Source organism: Cellulosimicrobium funkei, assembly GCF_004519295.1.
Classification (GTDB): domain Bacteria; phylum Actinomycetota; class Actinomycetes; order Actinomycetales; family Cellulomonadaceae; genus Cellulosimicrobium; species Cellulosimicrobium funkei.
Genome location: NZ_SOZH01000008.1, coordinates 196,886 through 219,390, shown reverse-complemented (window position 1 = coordinate 219,390; position 22,505 = coordinate 196,886). Strand labels below are relative to the sequence as shown.

Here is a 22,505-nt window from a genome sequence, read left to right as displayed (position 1 = left end):
GTACCGTCCGGAGCGTGGACCAGAGCCGGCTCGACGACCTCACCGCCCGCCTGCGTGCCGCCGGGTGCGTCTTCGCGGAGGACGAGGCCGCGCTCCTCGCCGAGCGGGCCGACGACGCCGCGCACCTCGAGGAGCTCGTCGCGCGCCGGGTCGCGGGCGAGCCGCTCGAGCACGTCCTCGGGTACGTCGACTTCCACCGGCTGCGGGTCGCCGTCGACCCCGGGGTGTTCGTGCCGCGCCAGCGCACCACGCTGCTCGTCGACGAGGCGGTCGCGCTCGGGCGGCGGGCCAGGCGCCCGGCGTGGCTGTCCGACGGCGGCCCGGGCAGCGGCCCCGGCGGTCGTCCGGAGGGTGGCCCGGACGGCCGGACGGTCGTCGTCGACCTGTGCTGCGGCGCCGGGGCACTGGGGCTCGCGACCGCGGTGGGCCTCGGCGGCGACGAGACCGTCGCGCTGCACGCGAGCGACGTGGACCCGGCCGCGGTCGCGTGCGCGGCGCGGAACGTCGCGGCCGTCGGCGGGACCGCGTCCGCGGGCGACCTCTTCGACCCTCTGCCCGCCGGTCTGCGCGGGCGGGTCGACCTCCTCCTCGCCAACGTGCCGTACGTGCCGTCGGGCGAGATCCCGCTGCTGCCGCGCGAGGCGCGCGACCACGAAGCGCACGTCGCCCTCGACGGCGGCGGCGACGGGCTGGACGTGCTGCGCCGCGTCGCGGCCGAGGCGCCCGCCTGGCTCGCCCCCGGCGGGCACCTGCTCACCGAGTCCGGCGAGCGTCAGGCAGCGGGCGCCGTCGCGGTGCTCGGCCGCGCCGGGCTGGTCGCGCGCGTCGTCCGGGACGACGACATTGGCGCGACGATCGTCGTCGGGACGCTCCCCGCCGAGACGTGAGAAGTGGCCCCCGCGACGCGCGGGTCAGGGGCCACTTCTCACGTCTCGGCAGGCTCGTCGAGGGGGGACGTGCGCCGTGGTGCAAGGCGCGGGCCGTCCGTGACACAGAGTGGACGAGGGCCCGACGGGCGGGCGGGCCCGCGAGAGGGGACGTCGGTGAGCACCGCACGAGCGCGACGGCGCGCGCACGGCCTGGCCGGTGCGCTGCTCGTCGCCGTGCTCCCGGCGTGCAGCGGTCCGGGAGGTCTGGTCACCGCGTGCCCGGCGGTCGGGTACTCGGCTCGCCTGGAGGTCCGGCTCGACGACTCCTGGCCGGACCGCGACGCGTACGGCGTCACGGTGGCCTGCGTCGGCGTCGACCCCTGCGCGCTCGTGCGCGACGGTACGCTCCGGCCCGGCCCGGAGCCGGCCCCCACGACGATCCCGGTCGATCCGGTCGACCCGGTCCCGCCCCAGGCCGTCGAGACCTCGCCCGAGCCGAGCGGAGAGGCGCAGGACGCGCCGTCCGTCGGCGAGTGGACCGGGTCCGCGCTGAACGGTCCGGTCGGCACGGTCGTCGTCCGTGTCGTCGAGGTCACCTCGGGCGACGTCGTCGTCGAGCGCGAGATCGACCCGACGTGGGAGAGCGCGGACGGTGCCGACTCGGAGTGCGGCGGACCGTCGGTCGCGACGATCGAGGTCGCCGCCCCGCCGGGGTGACGCCTACGCCGAGGCGGGCCGCAGCAGTGCGCGGATCTCCTTCTCGGCCTGCGCGGGCGTGAGCGCGCGGCAGCCGAGCGACTCCCAGTGCCGCACGAGCGCGGGCTCGGCGCGCAGCAGCGCCCACCCGCGCCGGAACAGGGTGAGCGGCGGCTTGCGCATCTCGGCGAGGTCGCGCAGGAGGCGGAACCAGAACGTCACGAGGCGCGGTCGGTAGAGGCAGATCGCGTCGGCCAGCACGTCCTGCGCGCGACAGGCCGCGACGATCTCCGCCGCGAAGATGCCCTCCGCCAGGACGACGCGCGAGCCCGTGACGTCGACGTGGGTCGTGCCGGTGCGGCGCGACGTCGGGATGTCGTAGACCGGCACGTCGGCGTGGCGCGTGCGCGCGAGGTCGACGAGCGCCGCGACCGCGCCCTCGGCGTCCCACGAGCGGGGGTCGTCCCAGTCCACGATGCCGAACCGCTGCGGCAGGTCGGGGTGGTCGTGGTCGAGGTAGAAGTCGTCGAGCGCGACGACCGGGAGCCCGAGCCGGCGGGTGAGCGACGTCTTGCCCGAGCCCGACGCCCCGGTGAGCAGCACGATCCGCGTCGGGACCTCGCGCGACCCGGGCGGGAGGTCGAACAGCGCCGGGTCCCCGGCGGGTCCGGTCGGCACCGGGTCGGTCCGGGTGGCGGCGTCGGTGGGGCCGCCGTCGACATCGTGCTGAGGGTCGCTCACGGGACACCATTGTCGCAGCGTCCGGCGCGAGCCCCGAGGCGGGGCGTCGGGTGCGGCGCGTAGCCTTCCCCGGTGACCCCTCCGGACCCCGCCGCCCTGCTCGCCCGCGACGCCCTCGACCGCCTCGACCGCTGGGAGCCCGTGGATCCCCGTCAGGAGGCGCTCGCGGCGGAGTACCGCGCGTTCGTCCGCGGCGACGCCGGCCCGCGCGCCGAGGCGGTGCGGCGCGACGGCGGTCCGCAGCACCTCACGGCGAGCTGCTTCGTGCTCAGTACCGGTCTCGACCGCGTGCTGTTGTGCTTCCACCGCAAGGGCCGGTTCTGGGTCCAGGTGGGCGGCCACACCGAGCCGGAGGACACGACGCTCGCCGGTGCGGCCTACCGCGAGGCGCGCGAGGAGAGCGGCATCGAGGACCTCGTCCCGTTCGACCCGGACCCCGAGCCGGGCGTCCCGCTCGACGCGGACCCCGAGCCGGGTGCGGAGTCCGTGGTCGGGGCCGGTGCCGCGCCGTCCGCCCCGGTGGACGTGCACCGGCACGACCTGGCCGCGGCGTTCGGCACCTGCCGGACGCACTGGGACGTCGGGTTCGTCGCGTTCGCGGACCCGGACGCGCGCACGGTCGTCAGCGACGAGAGCGAGGACGTCGCGTGGTTCCCGGTGGACGCGCTGCCGCCCGGCACGCCCGACGACTTCCCCGTCCGCCTGGCGACGGTCCTCGCGGAGGTGCGCCACCGTCGTCGGGCAGGACTCCCCGCGGGGTAGAGCCCCGGTCGCGCGAGGTAGAGCCCTGGTCACGACCAGGGCTCTACCTCGGCGGACCGGGCCTCTACCTCGGTGGGGCGAGGACGACGTGGAGGGTGCGAGGGCCGTGCACGCCCTCGACGCGGGAGAGCTCGATGTCGCTCGTCGCGCTCGGGCCGCTGATCCAGGTCTGCGGGCGCCCGGGGTGCGCGGCGAGCAGGCGCACGGCCTCGGGCACGGTCTGCACCACCTGGTCCGTGCGCACGACGCACACGTGCAGGTCGGGCACGAGCGTGATCGCCCGGCGGCCCTGGTCGGGCTCGCCGTCGAGCACGATCGTCCCGGTGTCGCCCACCGCGACGCGCGCCGCGGTGACGACGGCGTCCGTGCGGTCGAGCTCGTCGGGCGTGCGCGGGTCGTCGCGCGCGTCCCGCACGACGGCGGTCCCGGCGCCCAGGCCCGCGAGCCACGCCTCGTCGAGACCGGCCGGCACGACGACGGACGTCGCGTCGGCGAGCAGGTCGCCGACGACCGTGGCCACGTCCGCCGACGTCTCGGCGCGGTGCACGTGCGCCCGGTAGTCGACGAGCCGGTCGACGAGCACGTCCACGACCTCGGGCGAGCCCGGGGCGAGCTCGCCGTGCTCGCGATAGGCGCGCGGCACGCTGCCCGACGCCGCGGGGCCGCCCGCCGCCGTCGACCGGCCGAGCGCGGTGCGCACGCGGGCGAGGACGTCGTCGCGCGCGCTCACCGGTCCTCACCTCCCTCGGTGCGGGGCTCGTCGGCCGGGCGGTCGCGCCACCAGTCGCGGAAGGTCTGCTTCGCGGGCGCCGGGAGGTCGCGCGAGCGGGTCCACCCGGACGCGGGCGGGGGGAGGGTCGAGATCCGGCCCTTCGGACCGGCGACCAGGCGCCCGACCCCCGCCGCCTTCTCCGCGAGCTCGAACCGGCGCGCGTCGGACATGACGAACGAGGCCGCCTTCATCGCGGCGCCCCACCCCGTGGGGCGGCCGCGGTCGGCGTCGACCTCGCGCGCCCGGAGCTCGACGAGGATCGACGGGATGTCGATCTTCACGGGGCACACCTCGTAGCACGCGCCGCACAGCGTCGAGGCGTAGGGGAGCGACGCGTTGGGGTCGTGGTGGCCGGAGAGGCCGCCGGAGGACTTCGTGAGCTGCGGCGTGAGGATCGCGCCGATCGGGCCGGGGTACACCGACCCGTACGCGTGGCCGCCCACCCGCTCGTACACCGGGCACACGTTGAGGCACGCGGAGCAGCGGATGCAGTGCAGCGCGGCCCGCCCGACCTCGTCGGCGAGGACGTCGGTCCGCCCGTTGTCGAGCAGCACGAGGTGGAACTCCTGCGGGCCGTCGCCGGGCGTGACGCCCGTCCACAGGGACGTGTAGGGGTTCATGCGCTCGCCCGTGGACGACCGCGGCAGGAGCTGGAGGAACACCTCCAGGTCGGTGTACGTGGGCACGACCTTCTCGATCCCCATGACCGTGATGAGGGTCTCGGGGAGCGTGAGGCACATGCGGCCGTTGCCCTCGGACTCGACGACGGTCAGCGTCCCCGTGTCCGCGACGCCGAAGTTCGCGCCGCTGATCGCGACCTTCGCCGAGAGGAACTTGCGGCGCAGGTGGGCGCGCGCGGCCATCGCGAGCTCGCGCGGGACGTCCGACAGGTCCGGCGGGGCGTCGCCCATGCGGGCGAGGAAGATCTCGCGGATCTCCGCGCGGTTGCGGTGGATCGCGGGCACGAGGATGTGCGACGGCATGTCGTCGGCGAGCTGCACGATGAGCTCCGCGAGGTCCGTCTCGTACGCCGCGATCCCCTCGGCGGCGAGCGCCTCGTTGAGCCCGGTCTCCTGCGTCGCCATGGACTTCACCTTGACGACCTCGTCGACCCCCTTCGCCTTGACGAGGTCCGCGACGATCCGGTTGGCCTCGTCCGCGTCGCGCGCCCAGTGCACGACGCCGCCGCGCGCCACGACGTTGCGCTCCAGCTCCTCGAGGAGCTCGGGCAGGCGCGCCATGACGTCGGTCTTGATCGCGGAGCCCGCGTCGCGCAGCGCCTCCCAGTCCGGCACCTCGCCGACGACGGCGGCGCGCTTGGCGCGGATGGTCGACGTCGCGTGCGCGAGGTTGCGCCGCAGCTGCGTGTTCTGGAGCGCCTCACGCGCCGCGTCGGGGAACGACCCGCCCCAGCGCAGCGGGGCGTCCGGGTGCGGCACGTCGCCGAACGCGTCCGACGCCGCCCCCGCACCCGCCGAGGTGCCGTGCCCGCCCGGGTGGGCGACGTCGTCGGGCAGGGTGCGTGCGCCGCGCCGGACGGGCAGGCCGAGGAACGTGCGGCTCACCGGGCACCCCCGCGCGTCGACGGGCCGACCCCGGCGGGGGCGGGCGTGTCCTTCGTGGACGCGAGGATCTCCGCGAGGTGCAGCGTGCGGACGCCCGCGCGGATGCGCGACAGCCCGCCGCCGATGTGCATGAGGCACGACGCGTCGCCCGCGGTGAGGACCTCGGCGCCCGTCGACTTCACGTGCGTCATCTTGTCGGCGAGCATCGCCGTCGACGTCTCGGCGTTCTTCAGCGCGAAGGTGCCGCCGAACCCGCAGCACTCCTCCGCGGCGGGCAGCTCGACGAGGTCGATGCCCTCGACCGCGCGCAGGAGGCGCAGCGGCTTGTCGCCGACGTGGAGCATGCGCAACGAGTGGCACGTCGGGTGGTAGGTGACCCGGTGGGGGAAGTAGGCGCCGACGTCGGTCACGCCGAGCACGTCGACGAGCAGCTCGGACAGCTCGTACGTCTTCGCGGCGACGGCGTCGGCGGTGCGCGCGAGGTCGTCGAGTCCGGCGCGCCGGCAGACCATGCCCTGCTGGTGGCGCACGGACCCGGTGCACGACCCGGACGGGACGACGATCGCGTCCCACTCGCCGTCGAGCACGGGGGAGAACGCCTCGACGTGGTTGCGCACCACGGGGACCGCCTCGTCGAGATACCCCGTGTTGACGTGCATCTGGCCGCAGCAGGCCTGGCGCTCGGGGAAGAACACCTCGTGGCCGAGGCGCTCGAGGAGGAGGGCGGTGGCGCGCGGTGCCTGGGGGAACATCACGTCGCCGATGCAGGTCGCGGTGAGGGCTATGCGCATCAGGGCTCCGGGGGAGGCGAGTCGGGTCCAGTCTCGCCGGGCCGCGTCGGTGCCGCCTGCCGAGACCGCCGCGGTGAGGCGCCGCGGCTGTGGTCTGACCACAGGCCGTCCACTGTAGACCACGAGGGCGGCGTGGTCTGACCGCAGCGTGCCGGGGTCGCCTACCCTGAGCGGGTGCGCACCCACGAACGCGTCCTCGCCCGCATCGAGGCGGACCTCGCCGCGGGCCGCTGGGCGCTCGGTGAGCGCCTCCCGGCCGAGCGCGCGCTCGCCGAGGAGCTCGGCGTCTCGCGGCCCTCGGTGCGCGAGGCGCTCCGCGTGCTCGAGGCCATGGGCATCGTGCGCACCGCCGTGGGCTCCGGGCCCGACGCCGGCGCCACCGTCGTCGACCGGCCCGCCGCCGGGCTGGGCGCGGCCGTGCGCCTGCACGTCGCGTCCGGGACGCTCGCGGTGCGCGACGTCGTCGAGACGCGCGTGCTGCTCGAGACCTGGGCCGTCCGCGCGGCGGCCGAGTGGGTCGTCGCCGGACGGGACGCCGGTGAGCGGAGGGTCGAGCCGGGAACCGGCACGCCGGAGGTCGCCGGGGTGCTCGCCGCGGCGCGCGCGCTGCTCGACCGCATGGACGACCCGGCGCTCGCGGCCGAGGAGTTCCGTGAGCTGGACGCGTCGTTCCACGTGCTGCTCGTCCGGCTCGCGGGCAACCCGCTCGTCGAGGCCGTCATGACCGGGCTGCGCGGCGCGATCGAGTCGTACGTCGCGGCGGGCAGCGCGGGGCTGCCGTCCTGGGAGCGGACCGCGGTGCGCCTGCGCGCCGAGCACCGCGCCGTCCTGGGAGCGGTGGTCGACGGTGACGGCGAGCGCGCGGCGCGCGAGGTCCGCGCCCACATCGAGGGCTTCTACGCCGAGACGGGCCTCTGAGCGGACCGTCGCGCGCGCGTCCCGCGAGGGTCTCGCGACGGCTAGGTCGATCTGGCGCGGGGCAGGTCGGACAGGCGGCGCTCCAGGAGCCGGCGGTCGCCCTCGCGGTCGACGAGCTCCAGCGCGCGGCGCAGGTCGACGGCGGAGTCCGCGGGCCGTCCGGCCCGGACGAGCAGCTCGGCGCGGACGGCGGGCAGCAGGTGGTAGCCCGCGAGCGCCTGCTCGTCCGCGACGGCGTCGACAGCGGCCAGCCCCGCGTCCGCGCCGTGCACCTCCGCGACCGCGACCGCGCGGTTGAGCGCGACGACGGGCGAGCCGGTGAGGTCGAGCAGCACGTCGTAGAGACCGAGGATCTGCGGCCAGTCGGTCGCGGCCGCGTCGGTCGCCTCGTCGTGGAGCGCCGCGACGGCGGCCTGCACCTGGTACGGCCCGGGCCGCCCGACGGCGAGCGCCGCGTCCAGCGCGGCCAGCCCCTCGGCGATCTCGTCGTGCCGCCAGCGCGCGCGGTCCTGCTCGGCCAGGGTCCGCGTGACGCCGTCGGGGCCCACGCGCTCGTCGCGGCGCGCGTGCTGGAGCAGCAGCAGGGCGAGCAGCCCGCGGGCCTCGGGCTCGTCGTCGAGCAGGCGAGCGGTGAGCCGCGCGAGCCGGACGGCGACGTCGGCGAGCGCGCGCCGCTCGGCCGAGCCCTCGACGGCGTCGGCGGGCTCCGCCCAGGCGTCGTACCCCTCGGTGAACAGGACGTACAGCACCGCGAGGACGCCCTCGACGCGCTCGGCCCGCAGCGCGGACGGCGGCACGCGGAAGGTCATGCCGGTCGCGCGGATGCGACGCTTGGCCCGGACCAGGCGCTGCGCCATCGTCGCCTCGGGGACGAGGAACGCGCGCGCGACCTGGGCGGTCGTCATGCCGGTCAGCGACCGGAGGGTGAGCGCGACCCGCGCCTCGGCGGGCAGCGCCGGGTGGCAGCACGTGAAGAGCAGGCGCACGAGGTCGCCGTCCGGGTCGTCGGCGTCCCAGGCGTCGTCGTCGAGGCCGCGCGCGACCTGGTCGAGCACCGGGTCCGCGGCTCGGCCCCCGCCCCGGGGACCCGGATCGACGCGCTCGCCCAGGCGGCCCGCGGCCGCGACCCGCTCCGCCTCGACCCGACGACGGCGCAGGACGTCGATCGCGTGGCGGCGCGCGGTCGTCGTCAGCCACGCGCCGGGACGCTCGGGCACGCCGTCGCGGCCCCACGTCCGCAGCGCCGCGGCGAACGCCTCCTGCGCGGACTCCTCGGCCAGGTCGAGGTCGCCCGTGCTGCGCGCGACGGCGCCGAGGACGCGTCCCCACTCGGTGCGGAACGCGTCCTCGACGGGGTCCGTCGCGGCCGGCAGGTCAGGACCCGTCGAGGTCCAGCGGCCACGCGGGGTGCAGCTCGATCGCGCCGCCGTACGCCATGGGGTGCTCGGACGCGATGGCGATCGCGGTGTCCAGGTCGGGTGCCTCGAGGACGTCGAAGCCCGCGATCGACTCCTTCGTCTCGGAGAACGGCCCGTCCGTGACCAGCACCTTGCCGCCCCGGACCCGCACGCCCACGGCGTCCTCCGGGGGGCGCAGCCGGTCGCCGACCACCGCGGCGCCGCTGCCGTAGTGCCGCCCCACCCACTCCTCGATCGGGGCCGCGGCCTCGGCCTCCTCGGGGCGCAGCCCCGGGTCGTCCGGGGTGCCGAGCACGAGCATGAGGTAGCGCATCAGAGGTCCTCCGCCCTCGTCGCCGCGGGCCGGCGGAGCGCCGTCGGCCCGGAGAGCGCCCCGTCGGCGACGGACGTCCCGTCCCCGACGCTGCGCCCGTCACGGTACCGCGCACGGTCCGGCGGGTGCTCGCGGTCCGCCGCGAGGATCGTCTCCAGGAACGTCGTCATCGTGCCTCCTCCTCCCGCACGGCCCGGGCGGCCGTACGGGAGGACGACGAAGCCCGGTCGCCGAGATCGACACCTTTCTCGCGACCGTCCCTCGCGGGGCGTCGCAGTGCGGCCTCGGGGACGGACGGCGGGCGGCCGACGGCGCTACGCGTCGTCGCCGGCCTTCGCCTCGCCCCAGCCGTACCAGCGCTCGACCTCGACCCAGGCGCTGACGCGCGGGTCGGTGCGGTTCGCGTACTCGTGGCCGGTGTAGTGGCGCGAGATGCGGTCGATGTCGGCCAGGCCCTCGTCGGCGCGCAGCTCGACGACGCGACCGATGAGCGTCACGTGCGTGTACCAGTTCTCGTCGAGCACGGTGAGCGAGACCCGGGGGTCGTTGCGCAGGTGCTTGAGCCGCACGCGGGACTCGTCGAGGTTGACGAGCACGCGGCCGTCGTCCTCCCAGACGTACCAGGTCGCGGCGGTGACGGGCGCGCCGTCGGAGCGCACCGTCGCCATGACGGCGGCGTTCGGGCGGCGGAGCATCTCGACAAGACGGGAGGGCAGCGGCGGACGGGACACGACGGCTCCTTCGGTGGCACGACGGCGGACCTCCCGACGGTACGTCACGGGTGTGGCGCACGACCTCCCGGAGCCCCGCCCGGAGCGTTCTGACGACGAGCGGCCGCGTGACATGATCGTCCTCATGCTCACTCCCGCCACCGGCGCGGCCGGGTCGCGCATCGTCGGCCTCGGTCACTTCCAGCCCGAGAAGACGCTGACGAACGACGACATCGCGCAGCTCGTCGAGACCAACGACGAGTGGATCCGCTCGCGGACGGGCATCGTCACGCGGCACGTCGCGGACGACGACACGACCGTCGCCGACATGGCGACCGCGGCGGCACGCCACGCGCTCGACGACGCGGGCGTCGACCCGGCCGAGGTCGACCTCGTCGTCGTCGCCACGGCGACCGCGACGGACCGCTCGCCCAACACGGCGGGCCGCGTCGCGTACCACCTGCGCACCGGCGTCATGCCCGGGCAGTCGACGCCCGAGGAGGCGTCCGAGCTCGACCTGCGGGGCGTCGTCGGGCCGGCGGTGCTCGACGTGAACGTCGCGTGCTCCGGCTTCGCCCACTCCGTCGGCCTCGCCGACCAGGCGATCCGCGGCGGCTCGGCGCGCACGGCCGTCGTGGTCGGCGCGGAGAAGCTCACCGCGTTCACCGACTGGACCGACCGCAGCACGTGCATCCTCACCGCGGACGGCGCGGGCGCGGCCGTGCTGCGCGCGACGGACGAGCCCGGCGTCGGCCCGGTGACCTGGGGCTCCGAGCCTGACCTCACCCCGGCCGTGCTCATCGAGGCGCCCCAGGAGAAGTTCGCCCAGGACGGCCGCGCCGTCTTCAAGTGGGCCATCACGCGCGCCGCCGAGCGTGCGCGCACCGTCGTGGAGCGCTCCGGCGTCTCGCTCGACGACATCGAGGTGCTCGTCGCGCACCAGGCCAACCTGCGCATCATCGAGCCGCTCGCGAAGGCGCTCGGGATGGAGTCGAAGGTCGTCGTCACGGACATCGTCGAGTCCGGCAACACGTCCGCGGCGTCCATCCCGCTCGGGCTGTCCAAGTGGTGGCACGCGGGCAAGATCCCCGCGGGCGTCCCGGCCCTGCTCTTCGGCTTCGGCGGCGGGTTCGCGTGGGCGGGCCAGGTCGTGGAGACCCCGACCCGCTGACGCGGGACGACGAGCCCGCTGCGTCAGCCCGCCGTGTGGTCCGGCTCCGGCGGGTACCAGACGCGCGTGCCCTCGACGCGGGCGAAGGACGTCAGGGTGTGGGGCCGTGGCGCGGCGTCGGAGACGATGTCGCGCACCTCGACGCCGCGGACGACGAGCGCGTCCCCGACGAGCGACCGGTGGCAGCGCCACGGGACGGCCTCCGCGCACATGAGCACGAGGTCGTCGTGGGCGCTGCGCCGCACGAGGTCGTCGACCGCGGCGCCGAACTCCGGCGTCTGCATGTGGTCCGCGTACCCGCGGAACGACAGGTTGCGCCACGCGCCGTTCGGGCTGTCGGGACGGGCGTGCCGCAGGCCGCCGAGCGCGCGCACCCAGCGGTACGTGATCCCGTGGGACCGCAGGACGGGCGCGAGCGCGTCCTGGCCGAACTGGGGGTTGTGCCGCGACCGCGGGACGGTCCGGACGTCGACCAGGCGGCGGATGCCGTTCGCCCGGAGGAGCGCGAGGAGCTCCTCGACCGGACGCGTGGAGTGCCCCACCGTGTACACGACGCTCACCCGGCCACTCTAGGAAGGCGCCCCGTCGCCGGCACGGGGACCGGGCCCGGGCGGCGCGGTCGTGGACCGGGCTGGGCGTCGCGGCCGGCGCACGCCAGAATGGGCCCATGCCTCTCGCCCCGCGCTACCTCGCCGCCGACGCCCGCTACGACACCATGACCTACCGGCGGACGGGGCGCAGCGGCCTCGACCTGCCCGCGATCTCGCTCGGTCTGTGGCACAACTTCGGTGACGTGAACCCGTTCGAGACGCAGCGCGCGGTGCTGCGCCGCGCGTTCGACCTCGGGATCACGCACTTCGACCTGGCGAACAACTACGGCCCGCCCTACGGCTCGGCGGAGGAGAACTTCGGCCGGCACCTCGCGCAGGACCTCGGTGCGTACCGCGACGAGCTCGTCATCTCGTCGAAGGCCGGCTACGACATGTGGCCCGGCCCCTACGGCGACGGCGGCTCGCGCAAGTACCTGCTCTCCTCGCTCGACCAGTCGCTCCGCCGGATGGGTCTCGACTACGTCGACGTCTTCTACCACCACCGGCCGGACCCGAGCACGCCGCTCGAGGAGTCCATGCGCGCGCTGCACGACGCCGTCCAGCAGGGCAAGGCGCTCTACGTGGGCGTGTCCAACTACTCGCCGGCGCGCACGCGCGAGGCCGCGGCGATCCTGGCCGACCTCGGCACCCCGCTGCTCATCCACCAGCCGAGCTACTCGATGCTCAACCGCCACGTCGAGGACCCGGCGCACGAGGACGCGTACGACGGCGTGCAGACCGAGTCACTGCTCGACGTCGTGGGCGACCTCGGCGTCGGCACCATCGTGTTCTCGCCGCTGCAGCAGGGTCTGCTCACGGACCGGTACCTCTCCGGGTCGGCGCCCGAGGGGTCGCGCGCGGCCCGCCCGGACTCGCCGTTCCTGTCGGAGAAGAACCTCGACGAGACGTACCTGGAGCGCGCCCGGGCGCTCAACGAGATCGCGGGTGCCCGCGGCCAGACCCTCGCGCAGCTCGCCCTCTCCTGGGTGCTGCGCGACGACCGCGTCACCTCCGCCCTCGTCGGGGCGAGCAGCGTCCGCCAGCTCGAGAACAACGTCGCGGCCCTCTCGGCACCCCCGCTCACCCCGGAGGAGACGGCCACCATCGAGTCCGTCCTCGCGAGGTAGAGCCCTGGTCGCGCGAGGTAGAGCCCTGGTCGCTACCAGGGCTCTACCTCGCAGGTGGTCGGGTCAGGCGGGGTGCGCGTCCGCGGACGACGACGCGGCGGCGGCGCGCTCGAGCAGGAGCCGGCGCTCGTGGCGGGTCGGGGCGAGGGCCGCGGCGCGCTCGAGCACGTCAGCCGCCTCGGCGTGCCGACCCAGACGGGTGAGCAGGTCGCCGCGCACGGCCCCGTAGAGGTGGTGGCGCGCGAGCCGCGGGTCGTCCGCAACGCCGTCGAGCACCAAGAGCGCGGCCGCGGGGCCGTCCGCGAACCCGACGGCCACGGCGCGGTTGAGCTCGACGACCGGCGAGGGCGCGACGGACGCCAGCGCGTCGTAGAGCGCGACGATCGCGTCCCAGTCGGTCTCCGCCCAGGTCCGGGCACGCGCGTGGCACGCCGCGATCGCGGCCTGGAGCGAGTAGGGGCCGAGCGCCCTGCCAGTCTGCGTGCCGAGCGCGAGCGCGCGGTCGAGGGCGGCGAGCCCGTGGCGCACGAGGAGCCGGTCCCAGCGCGAGCGGTCCTGGTGCTCGAGGAGCACCGGCTCGCCGTCCGTCCCGGTGCGCGCGGCGAACCGGGACGCCTGGAGCTCCATGAGCGCGACGAGCCCGTGCACCTCGGGCTCGGCCGGGAGAAGCCCGGCGAGCACACGCCCGAGGCGCATCGCGTCGTCGGCGAGCTCGCGCCGCACCCACGTGTCGCCCGACGTCGCGGCGTAGCCCTCGGTGAAGACGAGATACACGACCTCCAGCGCGGCCGGAACGCGCGCGGCGAGCTCGTCGGCCTGGGGAACCGCGAACGGGACGTTCGCCTCGGCGAGAGTCCGCTTCGCCCGGGAGATGCGCTGCCCGACGGTCGCGGACGGCACGAGGAAGGCGCGCGCGATCTCGTCGGTGCTGAGGCCTCCGACGAGGCGCAGCGTGAGCGCCACGCGGGACTCGCGCGGCAGCACGGGGTGGCACGCGACGAGGACGAGCGCGAGCAGGTCGTCGCCCACCGGGTCCTCGACGACCGCGTCGGGAGCCGGGACGGACCCGACGAGGACGGCGCGGCCGTCGGCGGGGTGCGCCGTCGGGCCTCCCCTCCCGCCGGGCACGGCGAGCTCCGCCGCGAGCCGCGCGTACTTCTCGTCGCGCGTGCGCTCGCGGCGGACCAGGTCGACGGCCCGACGGCGCGCGACGGTCGTGAGCCACGCGCCGGGGTTGTCCGGCACGCCCCGCGCGGGCCACTGCTCGAGCGCCGCGACGAACGCCTCCTGCGCGACCTCCTCGGCGAGGCCGACGTCGCGCAGCGTGCGGGCGAGACCGGCCACGAGCCGCGGCGACTCGATGCGCCACACGGCCTCGACGGTGCGGGAGACGTCGGTCATGCCCGGGCCCGGCCTCGTCGTGCGCGTCCGGCGTCAGGCGCCGTGCTGCGCGCGGATCTGCTCGGCGAGGCGCTCGTCCTTCTCGCGCTGCTCGGGCGTGTACTCGGCGCCGAAGTCCTCGGCCTCGAAGATCGGGCGGATCTCGAGCACCTCCTCGAGGCCCGCGCTCGGGTCGCTCGGGCACTTCCGCGCCCACTCGACCGCCTCCTCGAGCGAGGAGACCTGCCAGATCCAGTACCCGGCGACGATCTCCTTGGACTCGGTGAACGGCCCGTCGACGACCGAGGTCTCGCCGCCGCGGAACACGACCCGCGCGCCCCGGGACGTCGGCTGCAGGCCCTGCCCGTCGAGCATGATGCCGGCCTGGACGAGCTGCTCGTTGTACTCGCCCATCTGCGCGAGCATCTCCTGCGTCGGGGCGATCTTGTCCTCATCGGCCCCGCTGCCCTGGATCATGACCACGACTCGCATGACGTTCCTCCTCGGTGAGTGCCTCCTCGACCGTAGTGTCGTGGAGACGGGTTCACCAGGACGTCGGACGGCGCACCCCGGTTTTCGACACGGCCCGCCGACGAGTTCTCCCGGACGTCAGCGGAAGCGCTGGACGGCGAGCGGGGCGGCCTCGGCGAGTCCGCGGACGGCCGGGTGGTCGGCGCCCGGGGCGGTGCCCGCGAACACGTCGCGCAGCGACCCCGACGCGACGAACGTCCCGTCGGCGAGCACGTGCACGGTGGGGCACATCCGCTCGACGAGCTCGAGGTCGTGCGAGACCAGCAGCACGGCGGTGCCGAGGGCGGTCGTCGCGTCGGCGAGGCGGCGCACGACGTCGCCGCGCATCGCGGGGTCGACGGCGGTGAGCGGCTCGTCGAGGAGGAGCGCCCGGGGGCGCGTCGCGAGCGCGACGGCGAGCGCGACTCGCTGCTTCTCGCCGCCCGAGAGCGACTGCACGGTCCGCGGCGCGTAGCGGGGCTCGAGCGCGACGTCGCCGAGCAGGTCCTCGACGGAGCGTCCGCTCGGGCGGCCGGCACGCCGCGCGTCCTTGAGCGCCGCGGACAGCGTGCGGTCCACCGTCCAGCGGGGGTCGATGCCGATGCCGGCGAGGCCGTCCTGGGAGACGCGGCGGACGTCGGCCGTGAACTGCTTCTTGTCCCGGCGGGAGAGCTTGCCCACCGTCCGCTCGGCGTAGGTGACGTGCCCCGCCGTGGGGCGCACGAGGCCGACGAGCGCGCGCACGATCGTCGACTTCCCGGCGCCCGACTCCCCGACGATCCCGACCGGCGCGGTGCCGGGCGTCACGTCGAGGTCGATGCCGTGCACGACGTCGGGGCCTCCGTAACCGGCCGCGAGGCCGCTGGCGCGCAGGAGGGGGGTCGTCGTCGTGCTCATGGGTCACCTTCTGGTCGTCGGGGTCCGGGCGGGCGGTCCGGGCTCCCGCTCGTCCGACGAACGACGCTACCGCGGAGTTCCGTGGCGTCGCTCACGGGGCTCGCCCGCCGACCTCCACGGACGCGGCGCACGAACGGTCGGTGGGGCGCGGTAGCCTGAGGCACGCGTCTCCGGATCCTCGAGCCAAGGTGGTCCGCCGACCGTAGTACGGCAACCGTCCGCGGGACGTGATGCCCGGACGGAGGATCGTGACCAGGACGGTCGACGAGCCGGAGCTCCTCGCGCCCGGCGAGGCGGTGGACCTCGACAACTGTGCCCGCGAACCCATCCACGTCCCCGGCATGATCCAGCCGCGCGGGGTCCTGCTGGTGGTCCGCGAGGCGGACGGCGTGCTGCTCCAGGCGTCGGCGAACGTGGAACGGCACCTCGGCGTCCCCGCGGAGGAGCTCGCGGGCCGGCCGCTCGCCGACGTGCTCGGCGAGGAGCCCGCGCGCGATCTGCTCGCGCACGCGGCGAACGGGACCGATCTTGCGTCGCGCAACCCCGTGACCCTGCACCTCGACCGCTGGGACGGCAGGCCGCTCGACGTCGACGCCGTGCTCCACCGGCCCCCGCTGCCGGAGGAGGGCCCGGGCTCCGAGCCGGTGCTCGTCGTGGAGATCGAGACCGCGTCGGGCGCGCGCCCGCTGACGTTCCCCAACACCTACCTCGCCGTCCGGCAGGCGTTGCGCGACCTCGAGCGCGCCGCGACGCTCGACGAGCTGTACGACGACGCGGCCCGGCACGTGCGCGAGCTCACGGGCTTCGACCGCGTGATGATCTACCGCTTCGACGCGGCCTACAACGGGGAGGTCGTGGCCGAGGCGCGCCGGGACGACCTCAACGCGTTCCTCGGGCTGCACTACCCGGCGTCGGACATCCCGCCGCAGGCGCGCGCGCTGTACGAGAAGAACTGGATCCGGCTCATCGCGGACGTGGACTACGCGCCCCAGCCGATCGTCCCGACGCTGCTCCCCACGACGGGCGCGCCGCTCGACCTCACGTACTCGACGCTGCGCAGCGTCTCGCCGATCCACCTCGAGTACCTGCGCAACATGGGCGTGCGGGCGTCGATGTCGATCTCGCTCCTGCGCGACGGCCGGCTGTGGGGGCTCGTCGCGTGCCACCACTACTCCGGCCCGCACGAGCCGCCCTTCGAGGTCCGCACCGCCGCGGAGTTCCTCGGGTCCGCGCTCTCCGTCCGGCTCGTCTCCCAGGCGGAGGACGAGCGCGAGACCGAGGTGCGGCGCGCGGAGGGCGTCCTCGCCCACCTGGCCGCGGACAGCCGCGACGAGAGCGTCCCCATCGGCATCGCCCTGACGCGCTCGGGGTGGCTGCGCCGCCTCGTGCGGGCCGACGGCGCGGTCGTCGTCGCGGAGGGCGGCCTCATCGCGGTCGGCAACGTGCCCGACGAGGACGGGTGCCGCGCGCTCGTCGCGTGGGTCCTCGGGCACGGCGAGGACCTGGTCATGTCCGACGCCCTGCACCGGGACGCGCCCGACGTCGCGGCGCTCGTGCCCGACGTCGCGGGCGTCCTCGGGATCGTGCTGCCCGAGGGCCAGGTCGTGCTGTGGGTGCGCGACGAGGTCCTGCGGCACGTGGACTGGGGCGGCGACCCGTACAACAAGGAGATCGCGCGCGGCGAGGACGACTCGGTGCGGCTCAGCCCGCGCAAGTCGTTCGAGCGGTGGCGCGAGGTCGTGCGCGGGCACAGCGTGCCCTGGACGTCGGACCAGACGGACGTCGCGACGTCGCTGCGTGGCCACCTCGTCGAGGCCCTCTACCTGCGCGGCCGCAAGGCGGTGCGGGCGACGGAGGAGCTCCAGCGGAGCCTCCTGCCCGCGCTCCTGCCCGACGTCCCGGGGTGGACGCTGCAGTCGCGCTACGAGTCGGCTGGCACGGGTCTCGTGGGCGGCGACTGGTACGACGCGCTCGTGCTGCCGTCCGGGCGCCTCGCGCTCGTCGTGGGCGACGTGACGGGCCACGGGCTCCAGGCCGCGGCGACGATGGGCCAGCTCGGGACGACGCTGCGGGCCGCGCTCGTGAGCACGGGCTCCGCGGTCGAGGCGGTGACGCTGCTGGGGGAGGTCGCGCGCTGGACGCTCCCGGGCGAGGTCGCGACGATCGCCGTCGCGGTGCTGGACCCGGTGACCGGCGTCGTCGAGCACGTGTCCCTGGGGCACCCGCCGCTGCTCGTCGTCGCGCCCGACGGGACCACGAGCTGGACGGAGAGCGCGATCGTGCCGCCGCTCGGCCTCGTGGACCGCGTGCCGCCCGCGCAGCACGTCCAGGTGCCGCCCGGCGGCGCGCTCGTGCTGTACAGCGACGGGCTCGTGGAGCGGCGCGAGGAGTCGATCCTCGACGGCCTGCGGCGGCTCGCGGCGTTCTTCGCGGCGGAGCCGGGGACGGTCGACGTCGACGGCGTCGTGGCCGCCGCGCGCGACCCGCGCTCCGCGGACGACGCGACCCTGCTCCTGGTGCGGCGCGACGCCTGAGGCGCGCGCCGGGACGCGAGCGTGCGGGGGATCGAGCGTCGCGGCGGGGAAGCGGTGCGGCCGGGGTGTCAGCCGATCGGGAGGAGCGCGCTGCGCACGCCGGCCCCGCCACGGAAGACGGGGACGTCGAAGCGCGCCCAGACGTGCTTCTCGCCGGTGCCGGCGCGGAACCAGCCGACGGCCGTCGAGGCGCGCTGCGCGAGCACGAGGCCGAACCCGCCCGCGCCCGGCGAGCGCCGGCCCGCGATGACGGGGACGTCCGGCGAGTGGTCCACGACGTCGATGACGAGCTCGCGCCCGTCGCTGAGCAGGCGTACCTGCGTCGGGGGGAGGCCGTGCCGCAGCGCGTTCGTCGCGAGCTCGCTCGCGACGAGGACGACGCGCTCGGGCGTGGCCTCGAGCGCGCGGTCCGCGGGCAGCGGGGCGCCGGTGAGCATGCGGTGCAGGCCCTCCCGCAGGGTGGCGAGGTCCGCCAGCGTGCGCAGCGGCCAGGCGCCGATCTCGACGAAGCCGGGCGGTACCGCCGCGTGGGCGAAGGTCACGCCTCGTCCTCGGCAGGTCCGGCGTCGTCGGTGAGCTCGAACAGCTCGGCGACGCCGCTGAGCTCGAGCAGGTCGCGGACGCGGCGCGGGACGCGCTCCAGCACGGGTGCCCCCGAGCCGGCCGTGGCGGCGTGGTAGAGCAGGCGCAGGCCGCCCGAGTCCATGAAGGTGACCGCGCCGAGGTCGATGTGGATGCGCCCGTCGGCCGACTGCGCGAGCCGCAGCAGCTCGTCCTCGCGCCGGGCCTGGACCGCGGCGTCGATCTCGCCGCGCATGGTCCAGCGCGTGCCGCCGGCCGTCGTCAGGACGTCTCCGCTCGTGGTGGGGGTCACGGTGGTGGGCTCCTCCTCGGTCCCGGCACTGTACCGGGCACCCGGGATACGGTACGCGGCTCCGCCGACGCACGCGAGGCAGTGTCGCGGCGTGGCCGCGATCATCGGGTGACGTGCCTCTCCCGCGCCGCGGAGGGCGGCGCGAGGGAGCCACGACGAGGGCCGCACGGCGGGCCGGGACGGCGTCGCGGAGGACGCCGTCCCGGCCCGCCGTGCGGCCGGACGGCTCAGCAGGAGCGCGCGTCGAACGCGACCTCGAGCGGTGCGAACCCGTCGACCGTCACGACGGCCGTCCCGCCCGGGACGGACGCCGCGCGCGACGCGAACGACTGGTAGGCGCTCGCGCCCGGCGCCACCGCGGCGACCGTGCGCGTCCCGTACGGCGTCGCGAGGGTCACGTCGAGCGGCGCGTCGCCGTCGTTCGTGGCGCGGACCGCGACGTACACCTTGCCGGCCAGGCACCGCGTCTCGGCGGTGACCGTCACCGGCGCCGCGCCGGCGTCGGCCGTCCAGCGCAGGGCGTACTCCCGCTCCGTGCCGTCCTCGGCCGTCACGCGCACCGTCGTCGTGCCGGGGACGGCGTCGGCGGCCTCGACCGCGACCGTCGCCCAGGGGTCGTGCGCGACCGCCTCGACGGCGGGCACCCCGCCCGCGACGGGCACGTCGTACGCCGTGACGGCCGGGTCGAACCCGGCGAGGGGCTCGCCGGCCACGGTGATGCCCGACGCCGCGGCGTCGGTCCCAGTACCGGGCACCTTGGCGAGCACCTCGATCTCGGAGACCACCAGGTGGGTGTTCGCCCGGGCCGTGAGGACGACGCGCACGGACGACGTCCGCACGTCCGCGGGGATCTCGACCGCCGGCGCGGGGCCGTCGGGCGAGGCGTCCACCGTGACGGGCGCGCCGACGTCGGTCCACGTGCCGCCCACGAGGGCCTGGAGCCGGACGGACTGCGCCCAGCTCGCGCTGGACCCGTCCTTCCAGAACCGCGTCACGACGCCCGTGACGTCCCGGTCGGCGGGGAGCGTGACGGTGAGCGTGTCGGACGTCCGCTTGGTGCCCGACACCCAGTTCGACCACGCCTTGTCGGTGAGGTTGCCGTTCACGACGCCGCCGACGGCGTAGCCCGGCTCCGTGAACGTCGCGCTCGCGGTCGTGCCCGCGGCGAGCGCGCCGTTGGCGGACGCCGCCTCGGTCACCTGGACGCGGACGGTGGCCGGGAGCGTGTCGCCCGCCCCGGCGTCGGCCGTGCCGGTGAGCTCGACGACCCCGACGGCGTCGTACGCGCCCGCGGGGGCGTCGTCCCAGACCACCGGGCGCTGCACCTCCGCGCCGCCCGCGGCGACCGCCGTGACGGTCGCGGGCAGGGCCGGGGTGCCGCCCGCGTACGCCTTGGCGCGCGCGGGGAGCGTGGACGTGAGCTCGTCGACGACGACGGTCGCCGTCGCGGCGACCTCGCCGCCGGTCGGCGTGGCCACGGTGCCCGTCACCTCGACGGTGCCGGGCTCGGCCCACGCGTCGTCGTCCGACACGTCCCACGTCACGGGGAGCGCGCCGCGCGCCCCGTCGCGGTAGACGGGCGTGACGGTCGCGGGGAGCTCGGGCGCGGTGCCCGGCGTCGTGAACGCCTGGACGGGCTCGGTGCCGAGGACCGTCTCGTCGACCACGCGCCAGCGCTGGTTCACGCCGGAGTTCGCGAGGTACGTGCCCACCGGCGAGCCGTCCGCCGTCGCCTGGCCGCCGACCTCGAGGAGGGTCTTCGAGGACGCGTTGACGAGCGTGAAGGTGCCGTCGCCGGTCGTCGAGAGGATCCACTGCGCGGCGAGCGGGGTGTCCCCGACGTCGGCGGGCGCGTCCTGGAGGACGGCGGACGTGTCGGCCGCGACGGCGAGCTGGCGGCCCGTCGCCGCGTTCGTCACGGCGTAGCGCGTGCGGTGCGTGCCGGAGCCCTCGGGCGCGCCGAGCGCCGTGAGCTCCCACGCCTGCTCCGCGACCGGCGCGTCGGTGCGGATCACGACGCCCGTGCCCGACGCCGACGGCGCGAGAGAGCGGTCCGCCTGCACGCCGTCGAGACGGTAGGCGTGCCCGCCCTGCACGAGCGCGGCGTCGTCCGCGACGCCGGAGACGCCGTCGACGACGAACGTCGTCACGGACTCGGCCGGCACGACGAGCGTCGCGCTCGGACCGTCCGCACCCGTCTCGACGGCCACCGGCTCGCCCTCGACGAGGTAGCCGGCCGTGCTCGTGACCACGGGGGTGACGGTCGCATCGGACCCGACCGCACCGAACTTCGACAGGTCGAGCGTCACGGCGCGCTCGGCCTTCGTGGCGTTGACGTGCACGACCGTCGCGGACGTGCCGTCGGCCGACACCGCGGCCGTGCTGCTGGCGTCGTCCGAGCGGATCAGCGAGTCGCCCGGCTCGATGTAGTGCGTGAAGTTCTGGGTCGCCCAGTACTTCGTGTTCGTGTAGATCGGGCACGTCTCGAGCGTGTCCTCGGCGGTGCAGTCGAACGGGATCTGGATCTCGCCCCAGTTCATGCCGTTCGCGCTCTCGCCGCCGGGCGCCATGTTGGCGTAGTCCTCGACCGGCTGCCAGAACACCCACGCGCTCGGCTCGAGCTCGCGCAGGTCGTCGACGATGTGCTGCGCGCTGCCGAGGCCGGACTCCATGGTCTCGAAGTCCTGGCCCGTCGAGCTCCAGTTCCCGCCGACCTCGCTCATCCACAGCGGCTTGTCCTCGCCCTTGGCGATGTCGCGGACCGTCGTGCGCTGGCCCGTGCCGTAGGTGTGGACGTTGAGCTGCGACACCTGGTCGCGGACCGCCTGCGGGTACGCGTTCCAGTTGGTCGCGAACGTGCCGGGGTTGGTCTCGTCCATCGCCGAGACCACGGCGTCGGTCGAGGAGCCCTCGAGCGCCGCGGCGAGCGCCGGGACGACCTTCGCCTGGAGCGCGGGGCCCATGTGGGCGCCCTCCTGGCGGCCGCCGGTGGGGTTGCCGTCGGCGCCGAGCTGCGTGCCCCAGTAGTTGGTGTTGGGCTCGTTGAACGGGTCGATCGTGTCGACCTCGATGCCGTGCGCGTCCTCGAGGCGCTCGGTCACGCCGACCAGGTAGGCCGCGAAGTCGTCGATGCTGTCCGTCTTGAGCTGGTCCGCGGTCGAGCTGAACCCGCCCGAGACGTACCCGCTCACGGTCATGAACCACGGCGGGGAGTTGCTGAACGTCTCCCAGTGCGTGACGTCGTCCTTGATGCGGTCGACCCACCAGCGCTGCGTCGCGTCGGCGTCCTCGTCCCAGTGGTCCGGGTTCTCGGGGTCCCACCAGTCCACGTCGGTGCGCGTCGTGCCCTCGGGCGCCTTCCACCAGCCGTCGACGGCGCCGCCGGCGCGCAGGTAGTCCGGCACGTCGGGAGCGTTCCCGCCGCCGACGTTGTAGCGCGCGATGTTGAGGTTGAGGCCCTCGTCGCCGAACACCATGTCCGCGAGCCGGTCGCGGATCTCGTCCGGGTAGCCGCCCGTGGCGTTGGCGAACCACACGAGGCTCGTGCCCCAGCCCTCGAACGGCGCGCCCGCGTACGACGGGTCGGGCGTCACGGTGACGCCCGCGACGTCGGCGGGGGCCGCCGTCGTGCCGGTCGCGGCGACCGCGCCCGCGGGCGAGGCCTGCGCGGGCAGGGCCGCGAGCGCGCAGCCGGCGACGAGCGCCCCGGCACCGAGGCCCGCGACGACGCGGGCCCCCGTCCGGCGGGCGGCCGCACCGCCCGGGCCCGTGCGGCGAGGACCGGGTGGTCCACCCCGCGTGGTCGTGTCGGTCTCGGTCGGGCTCATCCCTGAGCCACCTCCTTCGCGTCGCTGCGAACCGGCGGGG

At 75.7% G+C, this 22,505-nt stretch carries 22 protein-coding genes; 7 read left to right on the top strand and 15 right to left on the bottom strand.

The window, feature by feature from the left end; genetic code table 11:
- Window positions 1–14 precede the first annotated feature (14 nt).
- Complete coding sequence (locus E1O70_RS19945; RefSeq protein WP_061266617.1) at window positions 15–887, top strand: methyltransferase; 873 nt, start codon at window positions 15–17, stop codon at window positions 885–887.
- 156 nt (window positions 888–1,043) lie between these two features.
- A complete protein-coding gene (locus E1O70_RS19940) occupies window positions 1,044–1,586 on the top strand; it encodes a hypothetical protein (RefSeq protein WP_061266618.1) in 543 nt (180 codons plus the stop codon).
- A 3-nt stretch (window positions 1,587–1,589) separates the two neighbouring features.
- On the opposite strand, the gene E1O70_RS14570 is transcribed toward E1O70_RS19940, so the two are convergent.
- Window positions 1,590–2,306, bottom strand: coding sequence for a uridine kinase family protein (locus E1O70_RS14570; RefSeq protein ID WP_306303286.1), 717 nt, complete (start codon window positions 2,304–2,306; stop codon window positions 1,590–1,592).
- 72 nt (window positions 2,307–2,378) lie between these two features.
- Between E1O70_RS14570 and E1O70_RS14565 the strand changes: the two genes are divergently transcribed.
- Window positions 2,379–3,068 (top strand): NUDIX hydrolase, encoded by a 690-nt coding sequence (locus E1O70_RS14565; protein WP_061266619.1) that lies wholly within the window; start codon window positions 2,379–2,381, stop codon window positions 3,066–3,068.
- A 64-nt stretch (window positions 3,069–3,132) separates the two neighbouring features.
- Here E1O70_RS14565 and E1O70_RS14560 read toward each other — a convergent pair whose 3' ends face one another.
- From E1O70_RS14560 to E1O70_RS14550, 3 genes are read right to left on the bottom strand one after another with little or no spacing between them, the layout of a single operon-like run.
- Complete coding sequence (locus E1O70_RS14560; protein ID WP_061266620.1) at window positions 3,133–3,798, bottom strand: LutC/YkgG family protein; 666 nt, start codon at window positions 3,796–3,798, stop codon at window positions 3,133–3,135.
- Window positions 3,795–5,405 carry a LutB/LldF family L-lactate oxidation iron-sulfur protein gene (locus E1O70_RS14555; protein WP_174526010.1) on the bottom strand — a complete coding sequence of 537 codons (1,611 nt, stop codon included), beginning with the start codon at window positions 5,403–5,405 and terminating at the stop codon, window positions 3,795–3,797. Before E1O70_RS14555 ends, E1O70_RS14560 begins: the two co-directional genes overlap by 4 nt.
- On the bottom strand, window positions 5,402–6,196 hold the full coding sequence (locus tag E1O70_RS14550) for a (Fe-S)-binding protein (RefSeq protein WP_061266621.1): 795 nt from the start codon (window positions 6,194–6,196) through the stop codon (window positions 5,402–5,404). The genes E1O70_RS14555 and E1O70_RS14550 overlap by 4 nt, the downstream gene beginning before the upstream one ends.
- A gap of 174 nt (window positions 6,197–6,370) precedes the next feature.
- Between E1O70_RS14550 and E1O70_RS14545 the strand changes: the two genes are divergently transcribed.
- Complete coding sequence (locus E1O70_RS14545) at window positions 6,371–7,114, top strand: FadR/GntR family transcriptional regulator (RefSeq protein WP_061266622.1); 744 nt, start codon at window positions 6,371–6,373, stop codon at window positions 7,112–7,114.
- A 41-nt stretch (window positions 7,115–7,155) separates the two neighbouring features.
- Here E1O70_RS14545 and E1O70_RS14540 read toward each other — a convergent pair whose 3' ends face one another.
- From E1O70_RS14540 to E1O70_RS14530, 4 genes are all read right to left on the bottom strand, one after another.
- Window positions 7,156–8,487, bottom strand: a complete 1,332-nt coding sequence (locus tag E1O70_RS14540) for an RNA polymerase sigma factor (protein WP_061266623.1) — start codon at window positions 8,485–8,487, stop codon at window positions 7,156–7,158.
- 1 nt (window position 8,488) lies between these two features.
- Entirely contained in the window at window positions 8,489–8,845 is a 357-nt protein-coding gene (locus E1O70_RS14535; RefSeq protein ID WP_061266624.1) for a YciI family protein, read from the bottom strand.
- On the bottom strand, window positions 8,845–9,015 hold the full coding sequence (locus tag E1O70_RS19935) for a hypothetical protein (protein WP_157464288.1): 171 nt from the start codon (window positions 9,013–9,015) through the stop codon (window positions 8,845–8,847). The genes E1O70_RS14535 and E1O70_RS19935 overlap by 1 nt, the downstream gene beginning before the upstream one ends.
- Window positions 9,016–9,159: 144 nt before the next feature.
- Window positions 9,160–9,576, bottom strand: coding sequence for a TIGR03618 family F420-dependent PPOX class oxidoreductase (locus E1O70_RS14530; protein ID WP_061266625.1), 417 nt, complete (start codon window positions 9,574–9,576; stop codon window positions 9,160–9,162).
- A gap of 124 nt (window positions 9,577–9,700) precedes the next feature.
- Between E1O70_RS14530 and E1O70_RS14525 the strand changes: the two genes are divergently transcribed.
- Complete coding sequence (locus E1O70_RS14525; RefSeq protein ID WP_061266668.1) at window positions 9,701–10,726, top strand: 3-oxoacyl-[acyl-carrier-protein] synthase III C-terminal domain-containing protein; 1,026 nt, start codon at window positions 9,701–9,703, stop codon at window positions 10,724–10,726.
- A gap of 23 nt (window positions 10,727–10,749) precedes the next feature.
- On the opposite strand, the gene E1O70_RS14520 is transcribed toward E1O70_RS14525, so the two are convergent.
- The gene (locus E1O70_RS14520; RefSeq protein ID WP_034656293.1) at window positions 10,750–11,286 is read right to left on the bottom strand and encodes a DUF488 domain-containing protein; all 537 of its coding nucleotides are present in this window, start codon (window positions 11,284–11,286) and stop codon (window positions 10,750–10,752) included.
- Window positions 11,287–11,393: 107 nt separating this feature from the next.
- On the opposite strand from E1O70_RS14520, the gene mgrA reads away from it, so the two are divergent.
- Window positions 11,394–12,443 carry an L-glyceraldehyde 3-phosphate reductase gene (gene mgrA, locus E1O70_RS14515; protein WP_061266626.1) on the top strand — a complete coding sequence of 350 codons (1,050 nt, stop codon included), beginning with the start codon at window positions 11,394–11,396 and terminating at the stop codon, window positions 12,441–12,443.
- Between the two features lie 63 nt (window positions 12,444–12,506).
- On the opposite strand, the gene E1O70_RS14510 is transcribed toward mgrA, so the two are convergent.
- From E1O70_RS14510 to E1O70_RS14500, 3 genes are all read right to left on the bottom strand, one after another.
- On the bottom strand, window positions 12,507–13,844 hold the full coding sequence (locus tag E1O70_RS14510; protein WP_061266627.1) for an RNA polymerase sigma factor: 1,338 nt from the start codon (window positions 13,842–13,844) through the stop codon (window positions 12,507–12,509).
- Window positions 13,845–13,877: 33 nt separating this feature from the next.
- A complete protein-coding gene (locus E1O70_RS14505; protein ID WP_061266628.1) occupies window positions 13,878–14,315 on the bottom strand; it encodes a YciI family protein in 438 nt (145 codons plus the stop codon).
- A 117-nt stretch (window positions 14,316–14,432) separates the two neighbouring features.
- Complete coding sequence (locus tag E1O70_RS14500) at window positions 14,433–15,230, bottom strand: ABC transporter ATP-binding protein (RefSeq protein WP_034656282.1); 798 nt, start codon at window positions 15,228–15,230, stop codon at window positions 14,433–14,435.
- A gap of 248 nt (window positions 15,231–15,478) precedes the next feature.
- Here E1O70_RS14500 and E1O70_RS14495 point away from each other — a divergent pair, with 248 nt between their 5' ends.
- On the top strand, window positions 15,479–17,764 hold the full coding sequence (locus tag E1O70_RS14495; RefSeq protein ID WP_240696714.1) for a SpoIIE family protein phosphatase: 2,286 nt from the start codon (window positions 15,479–15,481) through the stop codon (window positions 17,762–17,764).
- 68 nt (window positions 17,765–17,832) lie between these two features.
- On the opposite strand, the gene E1O70_RS14490 is transcribed toward E1O70_RS14495, so the two are convergent.
- The 3 genes from E1O70_RS14490 to E1O70_RS14480 all read right to left on the bottom strand — a co-directional run bounded on the left by E1O70_RS14490 (window position 17,833) and on the right by E1O70_RS14480 (window position 22,465).
- Window positions 17,833–18,306 carry an ATP-binding protein gene (locus tag E1O70_RS14490; protein ID WP_061266630.1) on the bottom strand — a complete coding sequence of 158 codons (474 nt, stop codon included), beginning with the start codon at window positions 18,304–18,306 and terminating at the stop codon, window positions 17,833–17,835.
- Complete coding sequence (locus tag E1O70_RS14485; protein WP_228485224.1) at window positions 18,303–18,638, bottom strand: STAS domain-containing protein; 336 nt, start codon at window positions 18,636–18,638, stop codon at window positions 18,303–18,305. The genes E1O70_RS14490 and E1O70_RS14485 overlap by 4 nt, the downstream gene beginning before the upstream one ends.
- Window positions 18,639–18,865: 227 nt before the next feature.
- Window positions 18,866–22,465 (bottom strand): Ig-like domain-containing protein, encoded by a 3,600-nt coding sequence (locus tag E1O70_RS14480; protein ID WP_082774178.1) that lies wholly within the window; start codon window positions 22,463–22,465, stop codon window positions 18,866–18,868.
- Window positions 22,466–22,505: the final 40 nt, after the last annotated feature.

Excerpts from the sequence above, each read along its gene's own strand:
- E1O70_RS14550 (WP_061266621.1), bottom strand. The coding sequence starts at position 6,196 with ATGCGCATAGCCCTCACCGCGACCTGCATCGGCGACGTGATGTTCCCC.
- E1O70_RS14535 (WP_061266624.1), bottom strand. The coding sequence starts at position 8,845 with ATGCGCTACCTCATGCTCGTGCTCGGCACCCCGGACGACCCGGGGCTG.
- E1O70_RS19935 (WP_157464288.1), bottom strand. The coding sequence starts at position 9,015 with ATGACGACGTTCCTGGAGACGATCCTCGCGGCGGACCGCGAGCACCCG.
- E1O70_RS14525 (WP_061266668.1), top strand. The coding sequence starts at position 9,701 with ATGCTCACTCCCGCCACCGGCGCGGCCGGGTCGCGCATCGTCGGCCTC.
- mgrA (WP_061266626.1), top strand. The coding sequence starts at position 11,394 with ATGCCTCTCGCCCCGCGCTACCTCGCCGCCGACGCCCGCTACGACACC.
- E1O70_RS14510 (WP_061266627.1), bottom strand. The coding sequence starts at position 13,844 with ATGACCGACGTCTCCCGCACCGTCGAGGCCGTGTGGCGCATCGAGTCG.
- E1O70_RS14505 (WP_061266628.1), bottom strand. The coding sequence starts at position 14,315 with ATGCGAGTCGTGGTCATGATCCAGGGCAGCGGGGCCGATGAGGACAAG.
- E1O70_RS14500 (WP_034656282.1), bottom strand. The coding sequence starts at position 15,230 with ATGAGCACGACGACGACCCCCCTCCTGCGCGCCAGCGGCCTCGCGGCC.
- E1O70_RS14480 (WP_082774178.1), bottom strand. The coding sequence starts at position 22,465 with ATGAGCCCGACCGAGACCGACACGACCACGCGGGGTGGACCACCCGGT.